The sequence below is a fragment of the Pseudomonas sp. LBUM1668 genome, assembly GCF_059695715.1.
In genome coordinates, this window is record NZ_CP166787.1 from 3,660,623 (window position 1) to 3,679,744 (window position 19,122).

General features: G+C 59.4%; 17 protein-coding genes. 16 read left to right on the forward strand and 1 reads right to left on the reverse strand.

Features of this window, described 5'->3' with window-relative positions; all coding sequences use genetic code 11:
• From ACA061_RS16435 to ACA061_RS16510, 16 genes are all read left to right on the forward strand, one after another.
• Complete coding sequence (locus tag ACA061_RS16435; protein ID WP_042559865.1) at positions 1-675, forward strand: NuoB/complex I 20 kDa subunit family protein; 675 nt, start codon at positions 1-3, stop codon at positions 673-675.
• A gap of 73 nt (positions 676-748) precedes the next feature.
• Positions 749-2,533, forward strand: a complete 1,785-nt coding sequence (nuoC, locus tag ACA061_RS16440) for an NADH-quinone oxidoreductase subunit C/D (RefSeq protein ID WP_047302093.1) — start codon at positions 749-751, stop codon at positions 2,531-2,533.
• Positions 2,534-2,535: 2 nt separating this feature from the next.
• Positions 2,536-3,033, forward strand: a complete 498-nt coding sequence (gene nuoE / locus ACA061_RS16445) for an NADH-quinone oxidoreductase subunit NuoE (protein WP_042559867.1) — start codon at positions 2,536-2,538, stop codon at positions 3,031-3,033.
• Positions 3,030-4,385 (forward strand): NADH-quinone oxidoreductase subunit NuoF, encoded by a 1,356-nt coding sequence (nuoF, locus tag ACA061_RS16450; RefSeq protein WP_497299636.1) that lies wholly within the window; start codon positions 3,030-3,032, stop codon positions 4,383-4,385. Before nuoE ends, nuoF begins: the two co-directional genes overlap by 4 nt.
• A 135-nt stretch (positions 4,386-4,520) precedes the next feature.
• Complete coding sequence (gene nuoG / locus ACA061_RS16455; RefSeq protein ID WP_497299637.1) at positions 4,521-7,235, forward strand: NADH-quinone oxidoreductase subunit NuoG; 2,715 nt, start codon at positions 4,521-4,523, stop codon at positions 7,233-7,235.
• Entirely contained in the window at positions 7,232-8,239 is a 1,008-nt protein-coding gene (nuoH, locus tag ACA061_RS16460) for an NADH-quinone oxidoreductase subunit NuoH (RefSeq protein ID WP_064390680.1), read from the forward strand. Before nuoG ends, nuoH begins: the two co-directional genes overlap by 4 nt.
• Positions 8,240-8,250: 11 nt before the next feature.
• Positions 8,251-8,799, forward strand: a complete 549-nt coding sequence (nuoI, locus tag ACA061_RS16465) for an NADH-quinone oxidoreductase subunit NuoI (RefSeq protein WP_129394527.1) — start codon at positions 8,251-8,253, stop codon at positions 8,797-8,799.
• 9 nt (positions 8,800-8,808) lie between these two features.
• Positions 8,809-9,309, forward strand: a complete 501-nt coding sequence (gene nuoJ, locus ACA061_RS16470) for an NADH-quinone oxidoreductase subunit J (RefSeq protein WP_042559872.1) — start codon at positions 8,809-8,811, stop codon at positions 9,307-9,309.
• 3 nt (positions 9,310-9,312) lie between these two features.
• Positions 9,313-9,621, forward strand: a complete 309-nt coding sequence (gene nuoK, locus ACA061_RS16475; protein ID WP_003223790.1) for an NADH-quinone oxidoreductase subunit NuoK — start codon at positions 9,313-9,315, stop codon at positions 9,619-9,621.
• The gene (nuoL, locus tag ACA061_RS16480) at positions 9,618-11,471 is read left to right on the forward strand and encodes an NADH-quinone oxidoreductase subunit L (RefSeq protein WP_095189665.1); all 1,854 of its coding nucleotides are present in this window, start codon (positions 9,618-9,620) and stop codon (positions 11,469-11,471) included. The genes nuoK and nuoL overlap by 4 nt, the downstream gene beginning before the upstream one ends.
• 39 nt (positions 11,472-11,510) lie before the next feature.
• Complete coding sequence (gene nuoM / locus ACA061_RS16485; RefSeq protein ID WP_150592314.1) at positions 11,511-13,043, forward strand: NADH-quinone oxidoreductase subunit M; 1,533 nt, start codon at positions 11,511-11,513, stop codon at positions 13,041-13,043.
• Positions 13,044-13,050: 7 nt separating this feature from the next.
• On the forward strand, positions 13,051-14,514 hold the full coding sequence (gene nuoN / locus ACA061_RS16490; protein WP_150615224.1) for an NADH-quinone oxidoreductase subunit NuoN: 1,464 nt from the start codon (positions 13,051-13,053) through the stop codon (positions 14,512-14,514).
• Positions 14,515-14,991: 477 nt separating this feature from the next.
• A complete protein-coding gene (locus ACA061_RS16495; protein ID WP_263480701.1) occupies positions 14,992-15,120 on the forward strand; it encodes a hypothetical protein in 129 nt (42 codons plus the stop codon).
• 48 nt (positions 15,121-15,168) lie between these two features.
• A complete protein-coding gene (locus tag ACA061_RS16500) occupies positions 15,169-16,401 on the forward strand; it encodes a YcaO-like family protein (protein WP_210553065.1) in 1,233 nt (410 codons plus the stop codon).
• Positions 16,398-17,360, forward strand: coding sequence for a class I SAM-dependent methyltransferase (locus ACA061_RS16505; RefSeq protein ID WP_210699758.1), 963 nt, complete (start codon positions 16,398-16,400; stop codon positions 17,358-17,360). The genes ACA061_RS16500 and ACA061_RS16505 overlap by 4 nt, the downstream gene beginning before the upstream one ends.
• On the forward strand, positions 17,357-18,253 hold the full coding sequence (locus tag ACA061_RS16510; RefSeq protein ID WP_210553067.1) for an alpha/beta fold hydrolase: 897 nt from the start codon (positions 17,357-17,359) through the stop codon (positions 18,251-18,253). Before ACA061_RS16505 ends, ACA061_RS16510 begins: the two co-directional genes overlap by 4 nt.
• A gap of 227 nt (positions 18,254-18,480) precedes the next feature.
• Here ACA061_RS16510 and ACA061_RS16515 read toward each other — a convergent pair whose 3' ends face one another.
• Complete coding sequence (locus ACA061_RS16515) at positions 18,481-18,945, reverse strand: GNAT family N-acetyltransferase (RefSeq protein WP_497299639.1); 465 nt, start codon at positions 18,943-18,945, stop codon at positions 18,481-18,483.
• Between the last annotated feature and the right edge of the window lie 177 nt (positions 18,946-19,122).

Here is a 19,122-nt window from a genome sequence, read left to right on the forward strand (position 1 = left end):
ATGCAATACAATCTCACCAGGATCGACCCCGATGCTCCTAACGATCAGTACCCGATCGGCGAACGGGAAACCGTTTCCGATCCGTTAGAAGATCAAGTTCACAAAAACATTTTCATGGGCAAGCTCGAAGACGTGCTGAGTGGCGCGGTCAACTGGGGACGTAAAAACTCCCTGTGGCCTTACAACTTCGGCCTGTCGTGCTGCTATGTGGAAATGACCACCGCCTTCACGGCGCCCCACGACATCGCGCGCTTTGGCGCCGAGGTTATCCGGGCATCGCCGCGCCAGGCCGACTTCATGGTTATCGCCGGTACCTGCTTCATCAAGATGGCGCCGATCATTCAGCGTCTCTACGAGCAAATGCTCGAACCGAAATGGGTTATCTCCATGGGTTCGTGCGCCAACTCCGGTGGCATGTACGACATCTACTCCGTGGTTCAAGGGGTGGACAAGTTCCTGCCGGTGGACGTCTACGTACCTGGCTGCCCGCCCCGTCCAGAAGCATTTCTGCAAGGCTTGATGCTGTTGCAGGAATCGATTGGCAAGGAGCGTCGCCCGCTTTCCTGGGTCGTTGGTGATCAAGGCGTTTATCGCGCCGACATGCCTTCGCAGAAGGAACAGCGCCGCGAACAGCGAATCGCAGTGACCAACCTGCGCAGCCCTGACGAAGTCTGATCCAGATCTGTTCTTACAAAGAAACGAGAAGCTGGCTTCATTCTTTACGTTGACCGAAAGCGAATAAATAACCATGACTACAGGCAGCGCTCTGTACATCCCGCCTTATAAGGCAGACGACCAGGATGTGGTCGTTGAATTGAACAACCGTTTTGGCCCGGAGGCGTTTACCGCCCAGCCAACCCGCACCGGCATGCCGGTGCTGTGGGTGGCGCGTGCCAGACTCGTCGAAGTCCTGACTTTCCTGCGCAACCTGCCCAAGCCGTACGTCATGCTCTATGACCTGCACGGCGTGGACGAGCGTCTGCGCACCAAGCGTCAAGGGCTGCCATCGGACGCCGAGTTCACCGTGTTCTATCACCTCATGTCGCTTGAGCGTAATAGTGACGTGATGATCAAGGTCGCCTTGTCCGAGAGCGACCTGAGCTTGCCGACCGTCACCAGCATCTGGCCGAACGCCAACTGGTACGAGCGTGAAGTCTGGGACATGTACGGCATCGACTTCAAAGGCCACCCGCACCTGTCGCGCATCATGATGCCGCCGACCTGGGAAGGTCACCCGCTGCGCAAGGACTTCCCGGCGCGCGCCACCGAATTCGATCCGTACAGCCTCAACCTCGCCAAGCAGCAGCTTGAGGAAGAAGCCGCGCGCTTCCGTCCTGAAGACTGGGGCATGAAGCGTTCCGGTGTGAACGAGGACTACATGTTCCTCAACCTGGGCCCGAACCACCCTTCGGCTCACGGTGCGTTCCGCATCATTCTGCAACTGGACGGTGAAGAAATCGTCGACTGCGTTCCGGACATCGGTTACCACCACCGTGGCGCCGAGAAGATGGCCGAGCGTCAGTCGTGGCACAGTTTCATCCCGTACACCGACCGTATCGACTACCTCGGCGGCGTGATGAACAACCTGCCGTACGTGCTCTCGGTCGAGAAGCTGGCCGGCATCAAGGTGCCTGAGAAGGTCGACGTCATCCGCATCATGATGGCCGAGTTCTTCCGGATCACCAGCCACCTGCTGTTCCTGGGTACTTACATTCAGGACGTTGGCGCAATGACCCCGGTGTTCTTCACCTTCACCGACCGCCAGAAGGCGTACACGGTGATCGAAGCCATTACCGGTTTCCGTCTGCACCCGGCCTGGTACCGCATCGGTGGCGTTGCCCACGACCTGCCGCGCGGCTGGGAAAAACTGGTGAAAGACTTCGTTGAATGGCTGCCAAAACGCCTCGACGAATACACCAAGGCGGCCCTGCAGAACAGCATCCTCAAGGGTCGTACCATCGGCGTTGCCGCCTACAACACCAAAGAGGCCCTGGAATGGGGCGTCACCGGTGCAGGCCTGCGTTCGACCGGTTGCGATTTCGACCTGCGTAAAGCGCGTCCGTACTCCGGCTACGAGAACTTCGAGTTCGAAGTACCACTGGCCGCCAATGGCGATGCCTACGACCGCTGCATGGTGCGCGTTGAAGAGATGCGCCAGAGCATCAAGATCATCGACCAGTGCATGCGCAACATGCCGGAAGGCCCGTACAAGGCGGATCACCCGCTGACCACGCCGCCGCCCAAAGAGCGCACGCTGCAGCACATCGAAACCTTGATCACGCACTTCCTGCAAGTTTCGTGGGGTCCGGTCATGCCGGCCAACGAATCCTTCCAGATGATCGAAGCGACCAAGGGCATCAACAGTTATTACCTGACGAGCGACGGCGGCACCATGAGCTACCGTACCCGGATCCGCACTCCAAGCTTCCCGCATCTGCAACAGATCCCTTCGGTGATCAAAGGCAGCATGGTCGCGGACTTGATTGCGTACCTGGGTAGTATCGACTTCGTTATGGCCGACGTGGACCGCTAAGCATGAACAGCACGCTTATCCAGACAGACCGTTTCACCTTGAGTGAAACCGAGCGCTCGGCCATCGAGCACGAGCTGCATCACTACGAAGACCCGCGCGCGGCGTCGATCGAAGCCCTGAAGATCGTTCAGAAAGAACGTGGCTGGGTGCCGGATGGCGCCCTGTACGCGATCGGCGAGATGCTCGGCATCCCGGCCAGCGACGTTGAAGGTGTGGCGACGTTCTATAGCCAGATCTTCCGTCAGCCCGTCGGCCGTCACATCATTCGCGTCTGCGACAGCATGGTCTGCTACATCGGCGGCCACGAGTCGGTGGTCAGCGAAATCCAGAACAATCTGGGCATCGGCCTGGGTCAGACCACCACCGACGGTCGTTTCACCCTGCTGCCTGTCTGCTGCCTCGGCAACTGCGACAAGGCACCGGCGCTGATGATCGACGACGACACCTTTGGTGATGTGCAGCCTGCTGGCGTCGCCAAACTGCTCGAGGGCTACGTATGACCCTGACATCTTTCGGTCCTGCCAACCGCATTCAGCGGTCGGCCGAGACTCACCCGCTGACCTGGCGTCTGCGTGACGACGGCGAAGCCGTGTGGCTCGACGAGTACCAGGCCAAGAACGGTTACGCCGCTGCGCGCAAAGCCTTTGCCGACATGGATCAGGACGCCATCGTCCAGACCGTGAAAGACGCAGGCCTCAAAGGTCGCGGCGGTGCAGGCTTCCCCACTGGCGTTAAGTGGGGCCTGATGCCCAAAGACGAATCCATCAACATCCGCTACCTGCTGTGCAACGCGGATGAAATGGAGCCGAACACCTGGAAAGACCGCATGCTGATGGAGCAACTGCCCCATCTGCTGATCGAAGGCATGCTGATCAGTGCCCGCGCGCTGAAAACCTACCGTGGCTACATCTTCCTGCGTGGCGAATACACCACCGCCGCCAAGCACCTCAACCGTGCCGTGGAAGAAGCCAAGGCAGCTGGCCTGCTGGGCAAGAACATTCTGGGCTCAGGCTTCGATTTCGAACTGTTCGTGCACACCGGCGCCGGGCGTTACATCTGCGGTGAAGAAACCGCACTGATCAACTCCCTCGAAGGCCGCCGCGCCAACCCGCGCTCCAAGCCGCCCTTCCCTGCCGCCGTCGGCGTCTGGGGCAAGCCGACTTGCGTGAACAACGTTGAAACCCTGTGCAACGTGCCGGCGATCATTGCCGACGGCGTTGACTGGTACAAATCGTTGGCCCGCGAAGGCTCTGAAGACATGGGCACCAAGCTCATGGGCTTCTCCGGCAAGGTCAAGAATCCGGGTCTGTGGGAATTGCCATTCGGCGTTACCGGTCGCGAGTTGTTCGAAGACTACGCCGGCGGCATGCGCGACGGTTTCAAACTCAAGGCCTGGCAGCCAGGCGGGGCCGGTACCGGTTTCCTCCTGCCTGAGCACCTCAACGCACAAATGTACGCCGGCGGCATCGCCAAAGTGGGCACCCGTATGGGTACCGGCCTAGCGATGGCGGTGGACGACAGCGTCAACATGGTTTCGCTGCTGCGCAACATGGAGCAGTTCTTTGCCCGCGAATCCTGCGGTTTCTGCACCCCGTGCCGCGATGGTTTGCCATGGAGCGTCAAGCTCTTGATGGCCATCGAAGAAGGCCGTGGTCAGCCAGGCGATATCGAGACCCTGCTGGGTCTGGTCGGTTTCCTCGGCCCGGGCAAGACCTTCTGTGCTCACGCACCGGGTGCCGTGGAGCCGTTGGGCAGTGCCATCAAATACTTCCGTCCAGAGTTCGAAGCCGGTATCGCGCCTGTCAGCGCCGCCGTCCCGCCTCTGGCAAGGCCGATCGTAATCGGCGCGTAAACGCTTAATAAAGGTGAAGGGCCCGTGCTCTTCACCTCCTGCGATGACGCCTTTCGAGGCTGGTTTGATTCGCACGGATAACAAGATTCCATTAGCCACGCCCGCTGACACCGGGCCAACGAAGACCTTTGAACCATGGCCACTATCCACGTAGACGGCAAAGCGCTCGAAGTCGACGGGGCAGACAACCTGTTACAGGCATGTCTGTCGCTGGGCCTCGACATTCCATATTTCTGCTGGCACCCCGCGCTAGGTAGCGTCGGGGCTTGCCGCCAGTGCGCGGTCAAGCAGTACACCGACGAGAACGACACCCGTGGTCGCATCGTCATGTCCTGCATGACCCCTGCCACCGACAACACCTGGATCTCCATCGAAGATGAAGAATCCAAGGCGTTCCGCGCCAGTGTTGTCGAATGGCTGATGACCAACCACCCGCACGACTGCCCTGTGTGCGAAGAAGGCGGTCATTGCCACCTGCAAGACATGACAGTGATGACCGGCCACAACGAGCGCCGTTATCGCTTCACCAAACGTACCCACCAGAACCAGCAACTGGGCCCGTTCATTTCCCACGAAATGAACCGCTGCATCGCTTGCTACCGCTGTGTGCGTTTCTATAAGGACTACGCTGGCGGCACCGACCTCGGTGTGTTCGGCGCCCACGACAACGTGTACTTCGGTCGCGTTGAAGACGGCACCCTCGAAAGCGAGTTCTCCGGCAACCTCACCGAGGTCTGCCCGACCGGTGTGTTCACCGACAAGACTCACTCCGAGCGTTACAACCGCAAGTGGGACATGCAGTTCTCGCCGAGCATCTGCCATGGCTGCTCGAGCGGTTGCAACATCTCCCCGGGCGAGCGTTACGGCGAACTGCGTCGCATCGAAAACCGTTTCAACGGTTCGGTGAACCAGTACTTCCTGTGCGACCGTGGCCGTTTCGGTTATGGCTACGTCAACCGCACCGACCGTCCACGTCAGCCGCTGCTGGCCGACGGCACCAAACTGGGCCTCGATGCTGCGCTGGATAAAGCCGCCGATCTGCTGCGCGGTCGCAACATCGTCGGTATCGGTTCGCCGCGTGCCAGCCTTGAAAGCAACTACGCGTTGCGTGAACTGGTAGGCGCCGAACACTTCTACTCGGGTATCGAAGCGGCCGAACTGGAACGCATCCGTCTGGTTCTGCAAGTGCTCAATGACAGCCCGCTGCCAGTACCGAACATGCGCGACATCGAAGACCACGACGCCATTTTCGTGCTCGGTGAAGACCTGACCCAGACCGCCGCCCGTATGGCGTTGTCGCTGCGTCAGTCGGTCAAGGGCAAGGCCGAAGAAATGGCCGACGCCATGCGCGTCCAGCCATGGCTCGACGCCGCGGTGAAGAACATCGGTCAGCACGCGCTGAACCCGCTGTTCATTGCCAGTCTGGCTGAAACCAAGCTCGACGACATCGCCGAAGAATGCGTTCACGCAGCTCCCGACGATCTAGCGCGCATCGGTTTTGCTGTGGCTCACGCTCTGGATGCCAGCGCACCGGCTGTTGAAGGCCTGGATGCTGAAGCACTGGAACTGGCCAAGCGCATTGCTGATGCCCTGCTCGCCGCCAAGCGTCCGCTGATCATCGCCGGTACTTCGCTGGGTTCAAAAGCGCTGATTGAGGCTGCTGCCAATATCGCGAAGGCCCTGAAGCTGCGCGAGAAGAACGGTTCCATCAGCCTGATCGTGCCGGAAGCCAACAGCCTCGGCTTGGCGATGCTCGGTGGCGAATCGGTTGATGCTGCGCTGCAAGCAGTGATCGATGGCAAGGCCGACGCTATCGTCGTGCTGGAAAACGATCTCTACACCCGCACCGCCAAAGACAAAGTCGATGCAGCCCTGAACGCCGCGAAAGTGGTGATCGTCGCTGACCATCAGAAAACCGCTACCAGCGATCGCGCGCATCTGGTTCTGCCAGCCGCCAGCTTCGCTGAAGGCGACGGTACTTTGGTTAGCCAGGAAGGTCGCGCCCAGCGCTTCTTCCAGGTTTTCGATCCGCAATACCTGGACGCGAGCATTCTGGTGCACGAAGGCTGGCGCTGGTTGCACGCCTTGCGCGCCACCTTGCTGAATCAGCCGATCGACTGGACGCAACTCGACCACGTCACCGCTGCCGTTGCTTCGAGCACCGCGCAACTGGCGCGTATTGTCGATGCTGCGCCGTCTGCCGCATTCCGCATCAAGGGTCTGAAACTGGCGCGTGAGCCGCTGCGTTACTCCGGTCGCACCGCGATGCGCGCCGACATCAGCGTTCACGAACCACGCACCTCGCAAGACAAAGACACCGCGTTCTCTTTCTCCATGGAAGGTTACTCGGGCTCTGCCGAACCGCGTCAGCAAGTGCCGTTTGCCTGGTCGCCGGGCTGGAACTCGCCACAAGCCTGGAACAAGTTCCAGGACGAAGTCGGTGGTCACATCCGCGCTGGCGACCCGGGCACCCGCCTGATCGAAAGCACGGGCGATTCGCTGAACTGGTTCGCTGCTGCTCCGCGTGCGTTCAACCCGACGCCGGGCACCTGGCAAGCCGTGCCGTTCTTCCACCTGTTCGGCAGCGAAGAGAACTCTTCGAAAGCCGCGCCGGTTCAGGAACGCATTCCGGCGGCTTACGTTGCACTGGCCAAATCCGAAGCGGATCGCCTAGGCGTCAACGAAGGTGCACTGCTGAGCCTGAACGTGGCCGGTCAGACCCTGCGTCTGCCGCTGCGCATCAATGAAGAACTGGGCGCAGGTCTGGTGGCATTGCCTGCGGGCATCGCCGGCATTCCACCGGCATTCGCCGGCGTATCCGTCGACGGTCTGCAGGAGGCAGCGCAATGACCTGGTTCACCCCTGAAGTGATCGATGTGATCCTGACGGTCGTCAAAGCCATCGTGATTCTGCTGGCCGTTGTGGTCGCGGGCGCGTTGCTCAGCTTTGTCGAACGTCGCCTGCTGGGCTGGTGGCAGGACCGTTACGGTCCGAACCGCGTTGGCCCGTTTGGCATGTTCCAGATCGCTGCCGACATGCTGAAGATGTTCTTCAAGGAAGACTGGACGCCACCGTTTGCCGACAAGGTGATCTTCACCCTGGCACCGGTTGTGGCCATGTCGGCCTTGCTGATTGCGTTCGCGATCATCCCGATCACCCCGACCTGGGGTGTCGCGGATCTGAACATCGGCCTGCTGTTCTTCTTTGCCATGGCCGGTCTGTCGGTCTACGCAGTGCTGTTCGCCGGCTGGTCGAGTAACAACAAGTTCGCCCTGCTGGGTGCCTTGCGTGCCTCGGCGCAGACCGTGTCCTACGAAGTGTTCATGGGCCTGGCCCTGATGGGCATCGTGGTGCAGGTCGGCTCGTTCAACATGCGCGACATCGTCGAGTACCAGGCGCAGAACCTGTGGTTCATCATTCCGCAGTTCTTCGGCTTCTGTACCTTCTTCATCGCTGGCGTCGCCGTGACTCACCGTCACCCGTTCGACCAGCCGGAAGCGGAACAGGAACTGGCTGACGGTTACCACATTGAATACGCCGGCATGAAATGGGGCATGTTCTTCGTTGGCGAATACATCGGCATCATCTTGATCTCGGCGCTGCTGGTCACCCTGTTCTTCGGTGGCTGGCACGGTCCGTTCGGCATCCTGCCGCAACTGTCGTTCCTGTGGTTCGCCCTGAAGACCGCGTTCTTCATCATGCTGTTCATCCTGCTGCGCGCCTCTATCCCGCGTCCGCGTTATGACCAGGTGATGGACTTCAGCTGGAAATTCTGCCTGCCACTGACCCTGATCAATTTGCTGGTGACCGCTGCGGTCGTGTTGTGGAACACGCCTGCAGTTGCGGTTCAGTGAGGATTTGACCCATGTTCAAATATATTGGCGACATCATTAAGGGTACCGGTACCCAGTTGCGCAGCCTGGTCATGGTCTTCGGCCATGGCTTTCGCAAGCGCGACACCCTGCAATACCCGGAAGAAGCGGTCTACCTGCCACCCCGCTACCGTGGTCGCATCGTCCTGACCCGCGACCCCGATGGCGAAGAACGCTGCGTAGCCTGCAACCTGTGCGCCGTGGCGTGCCCTGTGGGTTGCATCTCGCTGCAGAAAGCTGAAACCGAAGACGGTCGCTGGTACCCGGACTTCTTCCGTATCAACTTCTCGCGCTGCATTTTCTGCGGTCTCTGCGAGGAAGCCTGTCCGACCACCGCAATCCAGCTGACACCGGATTTCGAGATGGCCGAGTTCAAACGTCAGGACCTGGTGTACGAGAAAGAAGATCTTTTGATCTCCGGCCCCGGCAAAAACCCTGATTACAACTTCTATCGTGTTGCAGGTATGGCAATCGCTGGCAAGCCGAAAGGCGCTGCACAGAACGAAGCCGAACCGATCAACGTGAAGAGCTTGCTGCCTTAAGGAAGAACGATGGAATTCGCTTTCTATTTCGCATCGGGTATCGCGGTTGTGGCCACGCTTCGTGTGGTCACCAACACCAACCCTGTGCACGCCCTGCTCTACCTGATCATCTCGTTGATCGCCGTGGCCATGACCTTCTTCGCACTCGGCGCTCCATTCGCCGGCGTGCTGGAAGTGATCGCCTACGCTGGCGCCATCATGGTGCTGTTCGTGTTCGTGGTGATGATGCTCAACCTCGGCCCCGCCGCGGTTCAGCAGGAACGCGTCTGGCTCAAGCCCGGCATCTGGGCCGGGCCGGTGATTCTCGCCGGCCTGCTGCTGGCCGAATTGCTGTATGTGCTGTTCGCTCACCAGAGCGGCCAGGCCATCGGCCACACCACCGTCGATGCAAAAGCCGTGGGCATCAGCCTGTTCGGCCCGTATCTGCTGGTGGTCGAACTCGCCTCGATGCTGCTGCTTGCCGCAGCCGTCACGGCGTTCCATTTGGGCCGCAACGAGGCGACGGAGTAACTTATGCCTGCTATCCCTCTTGAGCATGGTCTGGCGGTTGCCGGCATCCTGTTCTGCCTAGGCCTCGTCGGCCTGATGGTTCGTCGCAACATTTTGTTCGTGTTGATGAGTCTGGAAGTGATGATGAACGCCTCTGCACTGGCCTTCATCGTTGCAGGCGCCCGTTGGGGCCAGCCGGATGGACAGATCATGTTCATCCTGGTGATCAGCCTTGCAGCCGCCGAGGCCAGTATTGGTCTGGCGATCCTGCTGCAACTGTATCGCCGCTTCCACACGCTCGATATCGACGCTGCCAGTGAGATGCGCGGATGAACCTAATCTTTCTGACTTTCGTATTCCCCCTGATCGGGTTCCTGCTGCTGTCGTTCTCTCGTGGACGCTGGTCGGAAAACCTCTCGGCGCTGATCGGCGTGGGTTCCATTGGCTTGTCGGCGATTGTCACCGCCTACGTCATCTGGCAATTCAACGTCGCGCCTCCCGAAGGCGGTCACTACACCCTGGTGCTGTGGCAGTGGATGGCGGTGGAAGGCTTCAAGCCTGACTTCGCGCTCTACGTCGACGGCCTGTCGATCACCATGCTCGGCGTGGTGGTAGGCGTAGGTTTCCTGATCCACCTGTTCGCCTCCTGGTACATGCGCGGTGAAGCGGGTTACTCGCGCTTCTTCTCGTACACCAACCTGTTTATCGCCAGCATGCTGTTCCTGGTCCTGGGCGATAACCTGTTGTTCCTGTACTTCGGCTGGGAAGGCGTGGGCCTGTGCTCGTACCTGTTGATCGGTTTCTACTACAGCAACCGCAACAACGGTAACGCCGCACTCAAGGCCTTCATCGTGACCCGGATCGGCGACGTGTTCATGGCCATCGGCCTGTTCATCCTGTTCCAGCAAGTGGGCACGCTGAACATCCAGGAACTGCTGGTGCTGGCACCGCAGAAATTCCAGGTCGGCGACTTCTGGATCACCCTGGCGACTCTGATGCTGCTGGGCGGTGCGGTCGGTAAATCGGCGCAACTGCCGCTGCAAACCTGGCTCGCGGACGCGATGGCCGGCCCGACCCCGGTTTCGGCACTGATCCACGCCGCAACCATGGTAACCGCAGGTGTTTACCTGATTGCTCGTACCCACGGTCTGTTCACCCTGGCGCCGGACATCCTGCACCTGGTCGGCATCGTTGGTGGTGTGACACTGGTACTCGCCGGTTTCGCCGCTCTGGTTCAAACCGACATCAAACGTATCCTCGCCTACTCGACCATGAGCCAGATCGGCTACATGTTTCTGGCGCTGGGCGTTGGCGCATGGGATGGCGCGATCTTCCACCTGATGACCCACGCCTTCTTCAAGGCGCTGCTGTTCCTTGCTTCCGGTGCGGTGATCGTTGCCTGCCACCACGAGCAGAACATCTTCAAGATGGGCGGTCTGTGGAAGAAACTGCCACTGGCCTACGCCAGCTTCATCGTCGGCGGCGCGGCACTGGCTGCTTTGCCACTGGTAACCGCAGGCTTCTACTCCAAGGACGAAATCCTCTGGGAAGCGTTCGCCAGCGGCAACCACGGTCTGCTCTACGCAGGTCTGGTCGGCGCGTTCATGACCTCGCTCTACACCTTCCGCCTGATCTTCATCACGTTCCACGGTGAAGCCAAGACTGAAGCGCACGCCGGTCACGGTATTGCTCACTGGTTGCCACTGTCGGTGCTGATCGTGCTGTCGACTTTCATCGGCGCCATGATCGTTCCACCGCTGCACGGCGTACTGCCAGAAAGCGTTGGCCATGCCGGTGGCGAAGCCAAGCACAGTCTGGAAATCGCTTCGGGCGCCATCGCCCTGGCCGGTATCCTGCTGGCGGCCCTGCTGTTCCTCGGCAAGCGTCGCTTCGTGACGGCAATTGCCAACAGCGGCGTCGGGCGTTTCCTGTCGGCCTGGTGGTTCGCTGCCTGGGGCTTCGACTGGATCTACGACAAACTGTTCGTCAAGCCGTACCTTGCGATCAGCCACATCCTGCGCAAAGACCCGCTCGACCAGACCATCGGTCTGATCCCGCGTATGGCCAAGGGTGGACACACTGCCCTGAGCCGCACCGAGACCGGTCAACTGCGTTGGTACGCTGCTTCGATGGCTGCTGGTGCCGTGCTGGTTATTGGCGCCATCGTGCTGGTAGCGGTCTGATATGAACCTTGCGAATTTGCGAAAGGAAACGAGCCCGTCATGATTCTGCCTTGGCTAATCCTGATCCCCTTCATCGGCGGCCTGCTGTGCTGGATGGGTGAGCGCTTCGGCGCTACCCTGCCCCGCTGGATTGCGCTGATCACCATGTCCCTGTTGCTCGCGATCGGCCTCTGGCTGTGGGCTACCGGCAACTATTCATTTGCCCCGGCGCCTGGCGCCGATCCAACCTGGGCGCTTGAGTTCAAGCACATCTGGATCGCGCGTTTCGGCATCAGCGTGCACCTGGCCCTCGACGGCCTGTCGCTGTTGATGATCCTGCTGACCGGTCTGCTGGGTATCCTCTCGGTACTCTGCTCGTGGAAAGAGATTCAACGTCACGTTGGCTTCTTCCACCTGAACCTGATGTGGATCCTGGGCGGTGTTGTCGGCGTGTTCCTCGCCCTCGACCTGTTCATGTTCTTCTTCTTCTGGGAAATGATGCTGGTGCCGATGTACTTCCTCATCGCGCTCTGGGGTCACAGTTCTTCGGACGGCAAGAAAACCCGGATCTACGCAGCAACCAAGTTCTTCATCTTCACTCAGGCTTCCGGCCTGATCATGCTGGTGGCGATCCTCGGTCTGGTGCTGGTCAACTTCAACAACACTGGCGTGATTACCTTCAACTACGCCGACCTGTTGAAAACCAAGATGTCGATGACCACCGAGTACATCCTGATGCTCGGCTTCTTCATCGCCTTCGCGGTCAAGCTGCCAGTCGTACCGTTCCACTCGTGGTTGCCTGATGCTCACGCCCAGGCGCCGACCGCAGGTTCCGTCGACCTCGCCGGTATCTTGCTGAAAACCGCTGCCTACGGCCTGCTGCGTTTCGCCCTGCCGCTGTTCCCGAATGCCTCGGCCGAGTTCGCGCCGATCGCCATGACCCTCGGTCTGATCGGGATCTTCTACGGTGCGTTCCTGGCGTTCGCGCAAACCGACATCAAGCGTCTGATCGCCTTCTCTTCCGTTTCCCACATGGGCTTCGTGTTGATCGGCATCTACTCCGGCAGCCAACTGGCCCTGCAAGGTGCAGTGATCCAGATGCTGGCGCACGGTGTTTCGGCAGCCGCACTGTTTATCCTCAGCGGTCAGTTGTACGAGCGTCTGCACACTCGTGACATGCGTGAGATGGGCGGTCTGTGGTCGCGTATTGCTTACCTGCCGGCGATCAGCCTGTTCTTTGCAGCCGCGTCGTTGGGCTTGCCGGGCACGGGTAACTTCGTCGGCGAGTTCCTGATCCTGATCGGTTCTTTCGCCAGTTGGCCTTGGATCACTGCGATTGCCACCTCCGGTCTGGTGTTCGGTTCGGTCTACTCGCTGATCATGATCCACCGTGCGTACTTCGGTCCGTCGAAATCGGATTCGATTCTGCACGGTATGGACGCTCGCGAACTGATCATGGTGCTAGGCCTTGCGGTACTGCTGATTTACCTCGGCGTCTACCCGCAACCGTTCCTCGACACTTCTGCCGCCACGATGCATGGCGTACAGCAGTGGCTCGGCACCGCCTTCACTCAACTCGCTTCGGCCCGGTAAGAGCGCTATGGAATTCACGATTCAACACTTTATTGCGCTTGCGCCACTGTTGATCACCAGCCTCACCATTATCGTGGTGATGCTGGCAATCGCCTGGCGCCGCAATCACTCGCAGACCTTCCTGATCTCGGTCGCCGGTCTGAACCTGGCCTTGCTGTCGATCCTGCCTGCCTTGAAAGTCGCGCCTCTGGCCGTGACCCCATTGCTGCAGATCGATGCGTTCGCCTGCCTGTACATGGCGCTGATCCTGGTCGCCACCCTCGCCTGCGTCACCCTCGCCCACGCCTATCTGGGCGACGGCGGTTCGGGTTACCCGGGCAACCGTGAAGAACTGTACCTGCTGATCCTGATGGCCGCCGCCGGTGGTCTGGTTCTGGTCAGCGCGCAGCACCTGGCCGGGTTGTTCATCGGTCTGGAACTGCTGTCGGTGCCGGTCTACGGTCTGGTGGCTTATGCCTTCTTCAACAAGCGCTCGCTGGAAGCCGGCATCAAGTACATGGTGCTGTCGGCCGCCGGTTCCGCGTTCCTGTTGTTCGGTATGGCACTGCTGTACGCGGACGCCGGTTCGCTGAGCTTCACCGGTATCGGTCAGGCACTGGCTGCCACTGGTCTGCCTAGCCCGCTGGCACAACTGGGCCTGGGCATGATGCTGATCGGTCTGGCGTTCAAGCTGTCGCTGGTACCGTTCCACCTGTGGACGCCGGACGTGTACGAAGGTGCTCCGGCACCGGTCGCCGCGTTCCTCGCGACCGCTTCCAAGGTTGCCGTGTTCGCGGTGATGGTGCGCCTGTTCCAGATCTCCCCTGCTGCAAGCAGTGGCGTACTGAGCGACGTGCTGAGCGTGATCGCCGTTGCCTCGATCCTGTTCGGCAACCTGCTGGCCCTGACCCAGAGCAACCTCAAGCGTCTGCTCGGTTACTCGTCCATCGCGCACTTCGGCTACCTGCTGATCGCACTGGTGGCGAGCAAGGGTCTGGCCGTGGAAGCCATCGGCGTGTATCTGGTTACTTATGTGATCACCAGCCTCGGCGCTTTCGGCGTGATCACCCTGATGTCTTCGCCGTACAAGGGCCGTGACGCAGACGCGCTGTACGAGTATCGCGGCCTGTTCTGGCGCCGTCCGTACCTGACCGCCGTACTGACCGTGATGATGCTGTCCCTGGCCGGTATCCCGCTGACCGCAGGCTTCATCGGCAAGTTCTACATCATCGCTACCGGTGTCGAGTCGCACCAATGGTGGCTGGTGGGTTCGCTGGTACTGGGCAGCGCCATCGGCGTCTTCTACTACCTGCGCGTGATGGTCACCCTGTACCTGATCGAGCCGAACCTGCGTCGCCACGATGCCGAGTTGCACTGGGAACAAAAGGCGGGCGGCGTAATGCTGCTGGCCATCGCCCTGGTTGCGTTCTTCCTCGGCGTTTACCCGCAGCCGTTGCTGACACTGGTTCAGCAGGCGGGTCTGGCGGGCTGATTGCTCTGCTGGATTTAGCTGCAAATGGAAACGGCACCTTCGGGTGCCGTTTTTGTTTTTGCGGATATATGTGCAGCGCCGGTCCCCTCTGCGCCTGATACCTACCCTTCTGTAGTTGTAGGAAAGCCTTCAATCAGCGCAAGGAAAACTCATTACCTGCGATGGAAAATTCCCGGGAGCTGATTGCCAGACCCTCTTTTCCCAAAAAACCCGCTGAAATATCCCACGCCCCCTCAGCAAGAAACCCTCTCAGGCACACCAAATCCCCCCGACAAATAACAACCGTGCCCCTCGGAAAAAGCCGCTGAATCCTGACTATCCCGCATTTCAATCACAAGATGATGTGTACGCATTTCACCCTCCCATCCATCCCGGAACTGAAACTTCCGGACATTTTTGACCCCTCACAGCCCGCCTTATAGATTCGGTCCGTGCAAGCAAATGCACTTTCATCCAAAAAGAAAAAGGAATTGACCTATGGGCTACATGGCCAGCTGGAACGCCAACAAAATCGTTGAACTGGACGAGGAGCAAGCTCGCGATCCGGAGCACATCGAAGCACTGCAACTGAGTGAGGAAGAACTGGCCGAACTCGACGCGCAGTGAGTCAACGAACGGGGGTGAAAGCCCCCGTTCTTTTTGAGGATGGATAGCATGGACAGCATCAGGATGATCGAGCGAGAACTGACAGCAGATCAGGCATACCAGCGCATTCAAACTGAATTGAGTCGACTGGGAATGACGCCCGCTATGCACACCTTGGGTCAGGACGTTGTTGCGGTACAGGCGACCTTTACTGACAGCAAAGGTCTGCCTGTCGCGCGCGGCGCCGGCAAAGGTTATGCAATTCAGGCAACCATCGGTGCGCTCTACGAAACGCTTGAACACTATTGGACAGACTCGCTCCCGGTTGAGAATGCCCACGCTATTCCCGTGGACTACTTCGCAGACAAGGCGATGTTCAACGAAGATCTGGTGCGACTCATTACCCGCCAGCAGCACCGCCAAATCGCCTGTCGACGCTACACCTGCCCTCAACGACACGACCCTTTTTTTTACCCGCTCGCGCTGACGTCACCCAACACGCAGCAGTTGTTTGATCAGCAGACCGCGGACTGCCGCGCCTTGCGCCGTTACTCGAGCAACAGCGGCACGGCCATCGGCGCCAGTTACAACGAAGCCCTGCTGCATGCCATCAATGAATGCATCGAACGGGACGCTGTTTCGTTGTTTTTGCTGGATCATTTTTATTATCAGAATCACCCGCCAGTGCGCCGGATCACCCGCCCCGACCATGGCGATGCCTTGGGCCAACTGTGGGCGGATGTCGAAAGGGAAATCGGCGCAGAGGTCGTGCTGGTGGATATCAGTACCGAATTCGTTGCGCGCACTTTCCTGGCGTTTTGCGCCGCACCCGGTGCCTGGATTCATGTATTCGGTTCAGGTTGCTCCCTGGATCCGCGCCATGCTGCCTGGCGGGCGCTGACGGAACTGGTGCAGTTGCATCACGCCGCGGCGGGGCCCGAATATACGCAGCATTTGCTCAACGCGAAGCGCCACTTAAGTCCCTTCCCCCGACTATTGCGCTGCCTGCTATTCAATCCTGAGGATCTGCTGCATCGCTGCGCTCACTCCACGGTCACCTTGCCCGAGGCCAGCCCGCAAAGACCATTGCCCCTGCAGATTGAACAGCTGACTACCGATCTTCAACAACACGGGCGCCACCTCGGCGTATCCACTGTGCATCAAACGAGCCTCGGCACCAGCCTGGTCAATGTGGTGATACCCGGTCTGGAACGGTTCTTCGTCGTGTCCAGCGGCAACGTGGTGATTCCCCACGCCCGAGGTCGAGGGTTGGACAAACAGCTTCACGGAGTGAGCTCATGAACAACCAAGCCATCGTCTGCTCAAAGGGGCATGAACTGGAACTGGCAAAAAACCTGTCCGACCACATCACAAGCGCCGGCCCGATCGGTTGTTTCGTCGAATCGACTCGCAACGGCCTGCATCAGGTATTTATTCTGCGGGTCCGCGACCGTGACTGGGTCGGCCGCAAAGTCTTGCAGCGAGACCCTTGCAATCGCTGGGGCCTGAGCAGCCTGTTGAACCCCACCATGTTGCTCGGCCCCCACAGGCAGTCGCAATGGGGCAACGACGGCGTGTCGATCTATTTTCAAACATCAACGTTGAAAGAAAGAATCGAAGCCTTCGAAGCCGCGCTGAACAGCCCGGACAGCGAGATACATTTCCCCTTTGCTGTCATCGATGATTGTGGTGACGAGGCCGTTTGCCCCGCCGATTACTGGCAGGGAAACGAATTGCTGGCTGCGCAACTGAACGCAGACGAGTGCCACTTTCGCGAACACTGCGTGAGCGTACTTCGTCCATTGCTCAAACCGGACGACCTGGTTTACGACCCGGCCTGCTCGACAGGTGACTTCATCGCCCATCTGGCTGCCGAACTCACTGACGGCCGCTACCTCGGCACAGACCGTTCGGCCTCGATGATTGAATATGCGCAACAGCGTCACGCAACATCGACTGCGCAGTTTCGCGTGATGGAGGCGACCGCCTGCATCGACGCTCATATTCGCTGCGACGTGCTGATCCTTCGTTTCCTCAACGCCGAAGTCATGACCCGCCGCGAAGCACACAGCGCGTTTGAAAGCCTGGTGCGTTGCGTAAAGCCCGGTGGCACGATCCTAGTGTTTGGTCATACGCCGGTGCTGCTTGCCATGCCCTGGCTGGCTCACACCTTTGGTCTGGTGATTATTTCCAGTGTGGCGGCGCGCAGCGGGCGGCAAGAGTTATTTCAGTTCTACCGCCTGACGCTTCCCGCCGCATGACCCGCCTCAACGGATACCTTCTCACCGCTGACGGCCATCAACTGTACTGGGAGCGCCACGGAACACGCGGTGGTGAGCCCGTGTTCTTCTTGCACGGAGGGCCCGGTGGGCGCTGCAGCCGTCATCATCTGGAGTTCTTCGACCTGCGTTGCTTCGACGTGATTTTGATTGATCAGCGCGGATGTGGCCGATCACGCCCGTACGGGCAGACGCGAGACAACAACACGGCCCTGAACGTCGAAGACATCAACGCCTTGCGCCTGCACCTGGGCTTGCAGCGCATCAGTTTGCTGGGTGTCTCCTGGGGCACCTGGCTGGCCATTCAATACCAGCAGCGATACCCCGCCACTTTGCTGAAAACCACATTGGTGTCTGTTTTCGTTCCGTTTGCAGCGAACACTTACGCCTATGAAGAAGCAATAAACGCAGCCTTGCGCCATACCGGTGGCGGTACCGCGCGCGACATCCAGCAAATATTGAATGATGGCTGTCGTGACCAACAGCAACAAGCCGCCATCCACTGGTTGCAAGCGTCGTTACGACTCAACGGGCAGACGATGCCAATGGATGCTCTCGGTAGGTTTGCCGATGAAGAAGCCATTCTCGCCATCCGTCTGGAATTGCATTACCACGTCAATCGCTACTTCTTCAGTGCGGACAGCGAAAACGTTTCGCTCAATTCCGACACCCTGATAATTCAGGGCATCAAAGACCCCTTCGGCATGTCCAGCCTGCGTTGGTTACGGCAGCGCCAGCCCGTGCGCAGCCGTCTACTGCGCGCCGGGCACAACGCTTTCGAATGGCCGATATTGAAAACCGTACGCGAGTCGTTGAAACGTGAATGCGCGTCAGACGCTTTTCCACAAACCGTCGCCCCCCCATTGCAGCCTTGAAGCGAACCGATCTGGCAAAGCCTTCCACATGACGAAATTGTAATCCCCCAATCACCCTCGCGTTATCCGCCGCTTGCAACGATGTCACCCGGCGACCATGCCGGCGGGCGGAAAGAGGTGAATCTTTTGGCGTCCTTCGGGGCGCCTTTTTTAGGTCGCCGCTTCCACCTCCATTCTTGAAAGCATTGCTAAGCCCAGCGGGAGCAAGCTCCCTCGCTACAATGGCATCACAGTTTCTTCACCATTGGCACGCACGCCAGTTGCAGACCCGAAGGCGATTGGTAAATCGCACTCCCCTCCCCGATGTAACCGCAGCGCCGGTAAAAATCGGCAGCGTTCAACGTTGCGTCCAGGCAGACCTCTGCCAGCCCCAGCTCCCTTGCCAGATCTTCGAGAAAGCGCAAAACGTGTTTGCCCAGTCCACGCTGCATGAAATCCGGATGAATGAAGATTGCACCGATTTCACGGTGCTCCAGATCAAGCATTCCGGTTGCCACGGGCTCGCCCTCAACGAAGCCCAGATAGAAATGCTTTTCCATGAGCGTGTCGTAACCGTCCTCAGCCGAACCCTTGGTCCAGTCGTGCATTTGCTGCTCGGTGTAGGCACCGATGCATTGATGCCTGATCGCCATGCGTCGTATGTCGAATGCGGTTTGGGCGTCATTCGCGCCAGCTCTTCTGATTTCGAACATTTCTCTCTCCATGAGTCATGTGCTAACAGGAAATGAAAAAGCCCCGTCCATTGCTGGCGGGGCTTTGGGTCCACGTCGGATGACAAACACGTATGACCTTATGGCCCGCCGGAAGCGGTCACTGAGGCGCACATCATGTTCATTCGGCGTTGGACGTTCATTGCCGGATAGTGCTGT